This window comes from Micromonospora sp. NBC_00860, from assembly GCF_045207375.1.
Taxonomy (GTDB): Bacteria; Actinomycetota; Actinomycetes; order Mycobacteriales; family Micromonosporaceae; genus Micromonospora; species Micromonospora vinacea.
Genome location: NZ_CP108825.1, coordinates 16,336 through 29,130, shown reverse-complemented (window position 1 = coordinate 29,130; position 12,795 = coordinate 16,336). Strand labels below are relative to the sequence as shown.

Here is a 12,795-nt window from a genome sequence, read left to right as displayed (position 1 = left end):
CCCGGCAGACGGGTGCAAAACGGTCGTGTGGATCGTGACCACCGACCCGAAAAGCCCGATGGCCGGCTGGTGACCCGGAAAGGTCACCAGCCGGCCACCACGATCAGTGCCGGTTACCGCTCCTGTGGCGGGGCAGGCGGCGCCCCGCCCGGCGGTCCGTAACCGGGAGGCGGTCCGCCCGGCGGTCCGTAACCGGGGGCAGGGGCATGACCGGGAGGCGGGGCATGACCGGGAGGCGGGCCGTAGCCGGAAGGCGGGCCCTGACCGGGGGGCGGAGCGGCATACCCGGAGGATGGGGCGTACCCGGGGGCTGGCGGATAGCCGGGCGGCGGGGCGTAACCCGCACCCGGCGACGGGTAGGCACCAGAGAGAACCTGGTCCAACGCCTCGTCCGGGATGGCGGCGGCCCGGGCCGCCTCCCGCCGGTACCGCCGGCGGTTCCAGATGAGGAACACCGCCAGGCCCAACAGCAACACCAGCACCACTGCGATGCCGATGCCCACCACCATGACCTGCTGGTCGGTCGGACCACCGCGATCGCCGTGCTGGGTGACGTCGAACTCCTCGTCCGGACCCGCGGCGCGGGTCGGGCCCGGGTCCACCGGCGCCGCGGCCGGGCCGAGCAGCGGGTTGGCGGTGACCGGTGGCACGTTCGCGGTCAGCGCCTTGATCGGGTCGATCACCCCGAAGCCGTACTGCGGATCCCGCCCGGACGGGCCGGCGTCCCGCGCGGTCCGGATGATCCGGTTGATCACACTTGGAGCGCTGAGGTCCGGATACTTCGACCTGATCAGCGCGGCGAGACCGGAGACGATCGCGCTGGAGTCGGAGGTCCCGTCGCCCCAGCCGTAGCCCGCCTCGTTGGTGATGTTGTAGACGCTTTCGCCTGGAGCGGCGACCACCGCCTCCGGACCCCGGACAGAGCCGGACCAGAATGCGCCGCCCCTGGTCGTCCCGGTCACCGCGATCACGCCGGGAGTGTTGGCCGGGTTTCCTACGGCGACGCTGCCCCTGGCGGTGTTGCCAGCGCCGGAGACCACGACGACGTCACGGTCGAACGCGTACTTGATCGCGCTCGCCTCCGCGTCGGTGACGAGGCCCGGGCCACTCTGGGAAATATTGATCACCTTGGCACCGCCGTCGACGGCCATCCTGATGCCGAGGGCCATCGCCGCGTCACTGGTGGTGCCGCTGCCCTTGCGCAACTTGATGGGCAGGATCTTCGCGCCAGGGGCGATGCCGTCCACACCGTCGCCGCTGCCCTTCGCCGCGATGATGCCGGCCATGTGCGTGCCGTGCCCGTCCTCGTCTACCCGGCCGTCCCCGGAGGCGCCGTAGCTGCGACCACCAGCCAGCACCTGACCCCGAAGGTCCGGGTGGCTGGCCTCGACGCCGGTGTCGACCACGGCCACGACCACACCCCGCCCGGTGGAGATCTCGTGCACCTGGTCGATCTTGAGCTCATCCAGATACCACTGCTCGGCCCGCCGCGGCGCGGCGGCCGCCGGCTGGGCGGCCCCCACCACGAGGAGCCCCGCCAGCAGACAGGCGGCTACCGGCCGGAGGCTTCCGACGTTCACCCTCATCCGTCCATCCTCATCGAAGGACACCCGGGGACGCCCCGTCACCGGGGCCCCACGGATCGTCATCCTCAGTCAACCACGACGAGTGCTCGGAGCCGGCGCCGCCACCGTGCCCGGCGCCGCCCGCGCCGCCCATCATGCCGCCGCCCATCATTCCGGCGCCGCCGACGCCCGCACCACGCGCGCCGCCCGCCATCCCGGCGCCGCCAGGGCCGGCGGCGGCAGCAGTACGCAGCGCGTTCGCGGCGCTCGTCATCGGCGGCAGCTTTCCGTTACCGCCACCCACCATGCCGGGGATGCCACCCACGCCGATCCCGGCACCACCGCCCAGGCCGCCGCCGGCGCCGATGCCGCCGGCCGAGCCCACCCCGGCCCCGCCGCCGAAACCGCCGCCGGCGCCACCGAGACCGGCGCTGCCGACCCCGCCGCCGCCGACGCCACCGCCCAGGCCGCCGACACCGCCCGGGGTGGCACCAGCCAGACCGCTGGTGTAGTCATCGTCGCCGTAGCCCGGGTAACCGGAACCGGTCGGTGGGGCCGTGAGCTGGCCGGTGCCGCCGGTTGGCGAGCCATCGCCGAGCCCACCGGGCTTGGTCGGGGAGAACGGTTCGACACTGGACGTCGGACCGCCCGTGTCGTCGATGCCCGGTGGCCTACTGCCGATCGTGGGGCCGCCACCACCGATGTCGGGCTTCCCGCCGAATTCGCCACCGCTGATGTCGGGCCGTCCCGTGGGCGGCACCCGGGGGTCGCGGCGGACGTCGTCGATTTTCTCGTGGCCCTCGGGCCCCACCACGGTCAGCTTGGGACGCTCGGTGTACACGGCCTGCGGCAGCGGCGACATCGCCGTGTTCGCCGCCTGCTGGTTGTCCCGGTACCAGTTGTCCAGGTGGGCCCCGGTGTCCCACCAGCCGCCCCGCTTCTGGTCGCCGGCCTGACCGTCGACCTTCATTGTCGCTTCCAGGTCGTCGGCCTTGTCGCGGAACGCGCCGTCGGCGTACGAGCCGGGGTTGCTCTGGTAGTCCTTCCGCAGGGCGGCGAGGAAACCCGACGAGCTCTCGCCGTCGCGGGCATCGTCGAGCTCGGTGCCGTTGGGCAGGCTCCACTCGTTGAAGCCGAAGTCGTCCATCAGCGGGATCGGAATTGTGGAGACCGACTTGCGGATGTCGCCCTCGATCCGCGTCAACGCGCCACTGACGTTCGTCGCGTCGGTGATCAGATCCTCGATCTGCTTGCCGATCTTGCCCAGGTGCTCGCGGTACGCGTCGCCACCGCTGCCCTTCCAACCGGCGAGCATCCCGGGCAGGCCGCCGACGTTCGGGCGTTCCTGGCCCGTCGCGACCGGGCCGACGAACGATCGACCGACGAGCGCGTCCCGCAGTTGCTGCAGGCCGCTGGAGAGGTTGCTCCAGCCCGCTCCGACCGATCCGACCGTTTCCGGGTCCGCGGAGAGCGTCACCTCGCGGACGCACCGCTCCCAGGTTCCTCCAGCCATGACGTCCCCCTCAGGCCGTGTACGGGTAGGTGGGTGCGCCGCTGGCAGTGGGCGGCGGCGCCGCCGACTCCAGCAGCCGCTCGATCTCCTTGCCGTTGGCGCCGTTGCGCGCCTCGGTGTCGCGGAACGCCTTGGCGATCTCCTCGGTGCCCTCCTTCAGCGCGGCGAGCTTCTGGGAGAGCGTCGTGAGGTGCGCCTCCATGTTCGCCGTGGAGGTCTCCAGGGCCCGCCACTGCATGACGGCGTCCTCGTACGCGCCGAACGGGGTGCCGTTCGGGACGGTCTGGGCGTTGTTGCTGTCGCCCTTCATCCGCGTCTTGATGCGTTCCATCTCGTACTTGATGGTGTCGTCGATGTACTGCCTGAGCCGCTCGACGTACGTGGCGGCGGCGTCCAGGTCCTCGACGCTGACCTGCAGATCGCCGATGCTCGGCGGCGGGATGCTCCCCATGCGATTCCTCCCCCGTCCCCGACCCGCCGGGTCGGTCCATGTCAGACGCAGCGTATCGAGTCTGACCCAGTCCGGGCAGCCCCAGCCACCAGCACGTGGTACAGATGGCGGCCGATCTCGCGGAAGGTTCGGTGCCGGGCCGCAGCGCGGCCGGGCCCGAACAACGCCAACGGGCCCGCGAGACGCGGACCCGTTGGGTGACATGTCGGATGTGGAGGGTGGTGGGTCACCGCCAGCGGGCGCTGCCCGACGGCGGCCCGGTCAGGGGTGCGAGTGCTGGTGGCCCGACGGGACCTTCATGCCGTTGCCGCCCAGCGGGGTGAGCGGCAGCAACTTCTTGCCGGTGGGGCCGATCTGGATCTCGGTGTCCATCGATGGGCAGACGCCGCAGTCGAAGCAGGGCGTCCACCGGCAGTCGTCCTGCTCGAACTCGCTGAACGAGTCCTGCCAGTCCTGCCAGAGCCAGTCCTTGTCCAGGCCCGAGTCGAGGTGGTCCCAGGGCAGGACCTCCAGCTCGTCGCGCTGACGGGTGGTGTACCAGTCGAGGTCCACGCCGAAGGCGGGCAGCGTCTCGGCCGCCGCGTCCACCCAGCGCTGGTACGAGAAGTGCTCGCTCCAACCGTCGAACCGGCCGCCGTTCTCCCAGACCTTGCGGATGACCGAGCCGACCCGGCGGTCACCCCTGGAGAGCAGCCCTTCGATGAGCGACGGCTCGCCGTCGTGGTAGCGGTAGCCGATGGCCCGGCCCAGCGAACGGTCAGCGTTGATGGCCTGCTTGAGGATCTTCAGCCGGTGGTCGATGACCTCCGGACGGTCCATGGCGGCCCACTGGAACGGGGTGTGCGGCTTCGGCACGAACCCGCCGATGGAGACCGTGCAGCGGATGTCCTTGGAGCCGGTCGCGGCCCGGCCCGCCCGGATCACCTCGTGGGCCATCTCCGCGATCTCGAGGACGTCCTCGTCGGTCTCGGTGGGCAGGCCGCACATGAAGTAGAGCTTCACCTGCCGCCAACCGTTGGTGTACGCGGTGACGACCGTACGGATCAGGTCTTCCTTCGACACCATCTTGTTGATGACCTTGCGGATGCGCTCCGACCCGCCCTCCGGGGCGAAGGTCAGGCCGGTACGCCGCCCGTTGCGGGACAGCTCCTGCGCGAGGTCGATGTTGAAGGCGTCCACCCGGGTCGACGGCAGCGACAGCGAGACGTTCGTGCCCTCGTACTGCTGGGCGAGGCCCGAGCACATGTCGCCGATCTCGGAGTGGTCCGCCGAGGAGAGCGACAGCAGGCCGACCTCGGAGAAGCCGGAGAACTCCAGGCCCTCGCGGACCATCTGCGCGACAGTGGTGATCGACCGTTCGCGCACCGGCCGGGTGATCATCCCGGCCTGACAGAACCGGCAGCCCCGGGTGCAGCCCCGGAAGATCTCCACCGCGTACCGCTCGTGCACCGTCTCGGCCAGCGGCACGAGGGGCTTCTTCGGGTACGGCCAGGCGTCCAGGTCCATCGTCGTGCGCTTGTGCACCCGGAACGGCACGTCCGCCCGGTTCGGCACGACCCGCTGGATCCGGCCGTCCGGCAGGTAGTCGACGTCGTAGAAGCGCGGCACGTAGACGCTCTCGGTGCGGGCCAGCCGCAGCAGCAGCTCGTCGCGGCCGCCCGGCGAGCCCTCGGCCTTCCACTCCCGGACGATCGCGGTGATCTCCAGGACCGCCTCCTCGCCGTCGCCGAGCACAGCGGCGTCGATGAAGTCGGCGATCGGCTCCGGGTTGAACGCGGCGTGCCCGCCGGCAACGATCACCGGGTCGGCGTCGGTGCGGTCGGCGGCCAGCATCGGAATGCCGGCCAGGTCGATCGCGGTGAGCATGTTGGTGTAACCCAGCTCGGTGGAGAAGGAGATGCCGAACACGTCGAACCCGCGCACCGCCCGGTGCGCGTCGACGGTGAACTGCGGCACGCCGTGCGTGCGCATCAGCGTCTCCAGGTCCGGCCAGACCGCGTACGTCCGCTCGGCGAGGGTGTCGGGCAACTCGTTGAGCACCTCGTAGAGGATCTGCACGCCCTGGTTGGGCAGGCCCACCTCGTACGCGTCGGGATACATCAGCGCCCAGCGCACGGTCGCCGAGTCCCAGTCCTTCGTGACCGCACCCAACTCGCCGCCGACGTACTGGATGGGCTTGGAGATCTGGGGTAGCAGCGGCTCGAGCTGGGACCACACGGAGTTGGTCGCGGCCGCGCGCGGCGTCGTGGACGGGGCACTCATGATGCCCAAGGGTACGCGTTCCTCCGGCGGGGATCGCGCGCACGCCCGATCGGCGGTGGTGGCGGGGCGGTACTAACCTCGGATCGGCGCGAGAGGAGATTGCCGCGATGCCGGAGCCGAAGCCGGGAGCACGGCCGGCCGACGGGAGCACCCCGGGCGCGGAGCCGGAGCGGGACCCGGCGGTCGCCGACGAGCCGACCTCCCCACCCGTACCCTCGGATCAGCCGGAACCCCGGGACCAGCCGGAACCCCCGGACCAGCCGGAACCCCCGGACCAGCCGGAACCTGCCGCGACCGCGGAGGTCCCGGCGCCCAGGTGGAGCGGTTCGGCCCCGGTGCCACCGCCGCTGCCCCGACGACCTGTCTGGGGCGAGTCGGCCGAGCCGACCCCTCCCCCGCCGGTGGCCGTCGGGCCGCCGGAGCACCAGACCCCGGTCGACCCGTGGGCCGGCGTGGACACCGGCGGCTGGGACCTGCCCTCCGCCGAACTGCCCCCGCTGCCGCCGACGATGTCGTACCCGACGCCGCCGGACACCCGGCAGTGGTCCGGGCCGCCCGCTCCCCCGGCCGTATCGCACCCGGTACCGCCGCCGGCCGCCCCGAGCGCCCCCCGGGCCATCGGGCCCACGGTGCCGGCCCGACCCATGTCGCCACCCGCGCCGCCGACGATGCCGAAGGTGCCGAAGCAGCGCCGGGGCCGGCGATCCGCCGCGCCACCGGCGCCACCGCCCGGATGGCAGGCCCCGAAGGGGTACGTGCCGGTCCCGGTCCGCCGGCGACGCCGCTGGCCGTGGCTGCTCCTGCTCACGCTGGCCTGCTGCTGTGGCTGCCCCGCCTACTACGGGTTCCCGATCTCGGCCCAGTACCCGGCGCGCGCCGCGCTGCCCGTCCAGGTCGACGACCTCAGCCTGCGGCAGGACAACCGCAGCACGGAGACCGCCCAGAAGCTGGAGGGCGAGGTACGCAAGGAGCACTGGCTGGCCGAGGACACCTTCGCCGGCGTCTACTCCACGACGAGCGGCAAGCGGGTGACCGTCTTCGGCGGCACCGGCTTCCGGCTGAGTCCCGAGTCGGACGCGGAAGCCGAGATCAGCCGGCTCACCGAGCGGTACGCGCTGAGTGCCCCGGAGAGCGTGGACACCGGAGTGCGCGGCAGGCACGAACGGTGCGCGGTGGGGAGCGCCGACGGCAGTGACGTGGTGGTCTGCACGTCGGTCGACCACGGCAGCATCGCCACCGGCGTGTTCACCCGGCTCTCCGTCGCCGACAGTGCCGGCCTGCTGGCCACCCTGCGCGCCCAGATCGTCCAGCCCGAGCGGAGCTGAGCCGCACCCCGGCCGGCCAGAGACCGGGACCGGCGGCGGGGTCAGGCGTCGCGGGTCGGGTCCGGGTGGGCGCGCGGCGGGGCGTAGCGGGGCACGTACTCCTGGCCGGTGAGCTTCTGGATCTCGCTCATCACCTCGTCGGTCATCTGCCGCAGCGAGGCGCGGTCGTCCGGACGGCCGGTGAAGTCCAGCGGCTTGCCGAATCGAACCGTGATCTTGGCAGTGCCCGGCCGGGGCACCCTGGCGCCGATCGGCTGCGCCTTGTCCGTACCGATCATGCCGACCGGAATGATCGGCACGCCGGCCGAGATCGCCAGCCGGGCCGCGCCGGTCCGCCCCCGGTAGAGCTTGCCGTCCGGCGAGCGGGTGCCCTCCGGGTAGACCACCACCAGGTCACCGCCCTTGAGCGCCGGGATCGCCGCGTCGAACGCGGACAGCGCCGCCCGGCCACCGGCCCGTTCGACCGGGATGGCGCCCAGGCCGGTGAGGACGAACTTGGAGATCGCACCCTTCACGCCGGTGCCCTTGAAATACTCCGACTTGGCCCAGAACGCCAGGTGCCGGGGCACGACAGTGCCGAGGAACAGCTCGTCGGCCACCGAGAGGTGGTTGCCGGCGAAGACCGCGCCACCGATCTCCGGCACGTGTTCCAGCCCCTCCACGGTCGGGCGGAACGCCAACCGCAGCGTGGGCGCCACGGTGAGCTTGCCGATGGTGTAGAGCAGGGGCACTGGTCCTCCGGCAGATCAGGTGCGAACAGGCGGTGTCACGGTAGCGGACGCCTCCACACCTCCCAGACGGAGGTGGTGAGGCGCCCGCACCCTGGCGATGGTCCCTTATACCCGGCGGACGACCACCGTTACCCGCTCACCATCGCCGACCTCGCCAGCGAAGCCCTCCTGGCCCTCGACGAAGTCCACCGAGTCGGCCAGCACCTCCGCGGAGACGAAGTCGACGTACGCGGCCACCGCCGCGCGCACCTCGTCGGACGCCGACACCGACACCACGATCCGGTCGGAGACGTCCAGGTCGGCGTCCCGGCGGGCCTGCTGCACCACCCGCACCACGTCGCGGGCCAGCCCCTCGGCTGCCAACTCCGGGGTGACGTCGGTGTCCAGCACGACCACGCCCTCACCGCCAGGCAGCGGCGCGGAGTGCTCGGCGTCGGCGGCGACCAGGCGAAGCTCGTACTCGCCCTCGGCGAGGGTGACGCCGGCGGCCACCGGGGCGCCGTCGACCAGCTCCCAGTCGCCCGCCTTGACCGCCTTGATCACCTGCTGCACCTGCTTGCCGACCCGCGGGCCGAGCGCCCGGGGCACCACCGTCAACACCTGCTCGCAGTACGCGGACAACTCCGCGCTGAACTCCACAGCCTTCACGTTGACCTCGTCGGCGACCAGGTCGGCGAACGGCCGCAGCTGCTCGGCGGCCGGCGAGGCCACTGTCAGCTTCGACAGCGGCAGTCGTACCCGCAGCCCCTTGGCCTTGCGCAGCGACAGCGCCGCCGAGGCGACCGCCCGCACGTTGTCCATCGCGGCGACCAGGTCGTGGTCGGCCGGGAACTCGCTCGCCTCCGGCCAGTCGGTCAGGTGCACCGAGCGCTCCCCGGTCAGGCCACGCCAGATCTCCTCAGCGGTCAGCGGCGCGAGCGGCGCCACCACCCGGCAGAGCGTCTCCAGCACAGTCGACAGGGTGTCGAACGCGTTGACGTCACCGGACCAGAACCGGTCCCGGGACCGACGCACGTACCAGTTGGTCAGCGCGTCCAGGTAGGACCGGACGGTGGCGCAGGCACCGGAGATGTCGTACGCGTCCATCTGCGCGCCGACAGTGGACACCAGCTCGTTCGTCTTCGCCAGCACGTACCGGTCGAGCAGGTGGGTGGAGTCGGTGCGCCGCCGCGCCTGGTACCCGTCGGCGTTGGCGTACAGCGTGAAGAAGTACCACACGTTCCACAGCGGCAGCAGCACCTGCCGGACGGCGTCACGGATGCCCGCCTCGGTGACCGCCATGTCCCCACCGCGCAGCACCGGCGAGGACATCAGCATCCAGCGCATCGCGTCCGAGCCGTACGCGTCGAAGACGTGGTAGACGTCCGGGTAGTTGCGCAGGCTCTTGGACATCTTGCGCCCGTCCGAGCCGAGCAGGATGCCGTGGCTCAGGCAGTTGCGGAACGCCGGCCGGTCGAACAGCGCGGTCGCCAGCACGTGCATCGTGTAGAACCAGCCACGGGTCTGCCCGATGTACTCGACGATGAAGTCACCCGGGTAGTGGTGCTCGAACCAGTCCGCGTTCTCGAACGGGTAGTGCACCTGGGCGAACGGCATCGACCCGGACTCGAACCAGCAGTCCAGCACCTCCGGCACCCGGCGCATCATCGACTTGCCGGTCGGGTCGTCCGGGTTGGGGCGGACCAGGTCGTCCACCGCCGGCCGGTGCAGGTCGGTCAGGCGTACGCCGAAGTCCCGCTCGATGTCGGCCAGCGAACCGTAGACGTCCAGCCGCGGGTAGTTCGGGTCGTCGGACTTCCACGCCGGGATCGGCGAACCCCAGAACCGGTTCCGGCTGATCGACCAGTCCCGGGCGTTGGCCAGCCACTTGCCGAACGAGCCGTCCTTGATGTGGCCGGGCGTCCAGTTGATCTCCTGGTTCAGCTCGACCATCCGGTCCCGGAACTGGGTCACCGCGACGAACCACGACGACACGGCCTTGTAGACCAGCGGGGTGTCGCAGCGCCAGCAGTGCGGGTACGAGTGGGTGTAGGTGTCCTGCTTGAGCACCACCCCCCGGTCCTTCAGCTCCCGGATCACCGGCTTGTTGACGTCGAAGACCTGCTCACCCTGGTACGGCGGAACCAGCGCGGTGAACCGGGTGTGGTCGTCGACGGTGACGATGGTGGGGATGCCGGCGGCGTTGCAGACGTTCTGGTCGTCCTCGCCGAACGCCGGGGCCAGGTGCACGATCCCGGTGCCGTCCTCGGTGGTGACGAACTCCGCGCCGAGCACCTGGTAGGCGTTCTCCCCGGCCTGCTCGACGAGGAAGTCGAACAGCGGCGTGTAGCGGCGCCCGACCAGGTCCCGGCCGTACACCGTCCCGACCTGCTCGTACCCCTCCAGCTCCTTGGCGTACGCGGCCAGCCGCGCCGCGCCGACGACGTAGCGGTCGCCACTGCGCTCGCTGTCGGGGGAACCCCGGTGTTCGAGCACCGCGTACTCGATGTCGGGCCCGACGGCGAGCGCCAGGTTCGACGGCAGGGTCCACGGCGTGGTGGTCCAGACGCCCAGCTTGACCGGCCCGCGCACCAGCTCCGGCGCGGACTCGTCGGCGGTCAGCCCGAACCACACCGACAGGGTGGGGTCGTGCCGGTCCCGGTAGACGTCGTCCATCCGGGTCTCGGTGTTCGACAGCGGCGTCTCGCAGCGCCAGCAGTACGCGAGCACCCGGAAGCCCTCGTAGATCAGACCCTTGTCGTGCAGGGTCTTGAAGGCCCACATGACGCTTTCCATGTAGTCCAGGTCGAGCGTCTTGTAGTCGTTGCTGAAGTCGACCCAGCGGGCCTGCCGGTTGATGTACCGCTCCCAGTCCTGGGTGAACTCCAGCACCGAGGTACGGCAGGCCTCGTTGAACCGGGCCACGCCCAGGTCGATGATCTCCGCCTTGCTGGTGATGCCGAGCTGCTTCTCGGCCACCACCTCGGCGGGCAGGCCGTGGCAGTCCCAGCCGAAGCGCCGCTCGACGTGTCGGCCGCGCATGGTCTGGTAGCGCGGCACCACGTCCTTGACGTAGCCGGTGAAGAGGTGACCGTAGTGCGGCAGGCCGTTGGCGAAGGGCGGGCCGTCGTAGAAGACGTACTCGTTTTCGGCGTCGCCTGCGACGCCGCCGTCGGCGGAGTCCGTCCGTTCCGGTTGCCGACCGGAGGTCGGCCTTGCCTCGATGCTGGCCTCGAAGGTCTTGTCGGCCGTCCAGTGCTCCAGCACCCGGCGCTCCACCGAGGGCAGGTCCGGGCTCGCCGGGACACCGGCGGCGGTCGCGTCGTGCAACGGATAGGCCATCGGGGGTCGCTCTCCTCATGCAGCTCACTCAACGTGGGTCTGCGAGGACGAACCGTCCGGGGTACGCCTGGAACGGCGCTCCCGTGGTCCGCGGTACCACCCCGCTTGGCGGTCAGGATCGACCGCCCGCTCGTTACCGGCTGTGACGGGCCGCACCCGTCCGGTTCTACTGGGCCGGTTGCCCGGCTGTTCTTCCGGAGGCTCACCGGTGATGGCCGGGTCATCGCCTTACGGTGCTCAACGATACTCGACGCGCCCACCGCCACGCCGACGAGTGACGCCGAACCGGAGCGGCGGCCGGGGGAGCCGCCTTGACGCAGCGTGTGCCGCTCCCCAGAATTCACCGGTGGCCATGATCAGTTACGCCGAATACCGTGCGATGCGCCGGTTTCCTGCCCTTGACGGGCTCCGGGCGATCGCCGCGGTGATCGTCGTCGCCTTCCACTTCGGGGGGCCGCAATGGACGTGGCTGTCCGGCTCGCTCGGCGTCCAACTGTTCTTCGTGCTCTCCGGCTTCCTGATCACCACGCTGATGCTGCGCGAGGAGGAGTCGCGGGGACGGGTGTCGTTGCGGTCCTTCTACATCCGGCGCCTCTTCCGGATCCTGCCGGTCTATCTGGTGGTGCTCGCCGCGACGTACGCGCTCGCGCACCTCAACGGCGCCACCGGCAGGCTCCGCGAATCGATGCCGTACTACCTGCTCATGGTCAACGAGTTCGCGCCGAACAAGGCGTTCCTGCACTCCTGGACGATCGCTATCGAGTGGAAGTTCTACCTGGTGTGGCCGCTGCTCGCCTTCGCGTTCGTCACCGCCGCGTTCTGGCGCCGGGTGGCCGTGACGGTGCTGGCCATCGCCGCGCTCGTCGCGCTGGTCCCGTTCGAGAAGGACTGGCCCTACTGGCCGATCCACTACGTGTCGATCCTGGTGGGCTGCCTGCTGGCGATCGTCATGCACCACCCCCGGGGGTACGCGCTGCTCCGGCCGTTGACCCATCCCGTGGCGTCCGTCGCCGTGCTGGTCGGGTTCGTGGCGTTGCACCTGTCGCTGTACTACTGGCCGCCGGCCGAGGACGGCCACTCGGAGTTGATGGTCGGCGTGTACGCGGTGGCGGTGGCGCTTCTGCTCCCCGCCACGCTGACCCCTGGCCTGCCGACGAAACTGCTCTCCTGGCGACCGCTGGTGTTGGTGGGCGAACGCTCGTACTCGCTCTACCTGGTGCAGTACCTCGCCATGACGGCGGTGATCGCGCTGGTGCCGTCGTACGCCGGGCACAGCACCCGGTTGTTCGTCGCCACCACAGTTGTCGGCCTGCTCGCCGCCGACCTGCTGTACCGCTGGGTGGAGCAGCCGATGATCGCTGTGGGACGTCGGCTCTCCGGACGAGGAAAGGTTGTCCCCCCGGTGCCGTCCGCCGAGCCGCCGCTCCCCACCCCCGCGACCCCCACCCCCGCGACCCCCGCCGCCCTCACCAACCGCCCCGCCTCCGACCTGTCCGATCGGACCGTGCCGCCCGCCCCGGTCCTCACCCTCGGCGGCGACCGCCGCTGACCGGCGACCGCCGTTGACCGGCGACCGCCGTTGATCATGAGGTTGACGGGACGGTCGGTCGCCGAGCCACCCGCCAAC

At 71.1% G+C, this 12,795-nt stretch carries 8 protein-coding genes; 2 read left to right on the top strand and 6 right to left on the bottom strand.

Annotation, left to right across the window (positions count from 1 at the left end; translation table 11 throughout):
* Positions 1-113: 113 nt before the first annotated feature.
* The 4 genes from mycP to OH804_RS00085 form a co-directional block, all read right to left on the bottom strand.
* Positions 114-1,586, bottom strand: a complete 1,473-nt coding sequence (gene mycP, locus OH804_RS00100) for a type VII secretion-associated serine protease mycosin (protein WP_406061920.1) — start codon at positions 1,584-1,586, stop codon at positions 114-116.
* A gap of 10 nt (positions 1,587-1,596) precedes the next feature.
* Positions 1,597-3,078, bottom strand: coding sequence for a WXG100 family type VII secretion target (locus OH804_RS00095; protein ID WP_406061918.1), 1,482 nt, complete (start codon positions 3,076-3,078; stop codon positions 1,597-1,599).
* Positions 3,079-3,088: 10 nt separating this feature from the next.
* Positions 3,089-3,529 (bottom strand): hypothetical protein, encoded by a 441-nt coding sequence (locus OH804_RS00090; protein ID WP_196919316.1) that lies wholly within the window; start codon positions 3,527-3,529, stop codon positions 3,089-3,091.
* Between the two features lie 261 nt (positions 3,530-3,790).
* Positions 3,791-5,791, bottom strand: a complete 2,001-nt coding sequence (locus tag OH804_RS00085) for a TIGR03960 family B12-binding radical SAM protein (RefSeq protein ID WP_406061916.1) — start codon at positions 5,789-5,791, stop codon at positions 3,791-3,793.
* Between the two features lie 107 nt (positions 5,792-5,898).
* Between OH804_RS00085 and OH804_RS00080 the strand changes: the two genes are divergently transcribed.
* Positions 5,899-7,116, top strand: coding sequence for a hypothetical protein (locus OH804_RS00080; protein WP_406061914.1), 1,218 nt, complete (start codon positions 5,899-5,901; stop codon positions 7,114-7,116).
* Between the two features lie 41 nt (positions 7,117-7,157).
* On the opposite strand, the gene OH804_RS00075 is transcribed toward OH804_RS00080, so the two are convergent.
* Together OH804_RS00075 and ileS are read right to left on the bottom strand one after the other, a co-directional pair.
* Positions 7,158-7,847: a 1-acyl-sn-glycerol-3-phosphate acyltransferase gene (locus OH804_RS00075; protein WP_196919318.1), complete on the bottom strand. Its 690-nt coding sequence runs from the start codon at positions 7,845-7,847 to the stop codon at positions 7,158-7,160.
* A gap of 105 nt (positions 7,848-7,952) precedes the next feature.
* Positions 7,953-11,168 (bottom strand): isoleucine--tRNA ligase, encoded by a 3,216-nt coding sequence (ileS, locus tag OH804_RS00070; RefSeq protein ID WP_406061912.1) that lies wholly within the window; start codon positions 11,166-11,168, stop codon positions 7,953-7,955.
* A 352-nt stretch (positions 11,169-11,520) separates the two neighbouring features.
* Between ileS and OH804_RS00065 the strand changes: the two genes are divergently transcribed.
* Entirely contained in the window at positions 11,521-12,717 is a 1,197-nt protein-coding gene (locus OH804_RS00065) for an acyltransferase family protein (protein WP_406066372.1), read from the top strand.
* Positions 12,718-12,795: the final 78 nt, after the last annotated feature.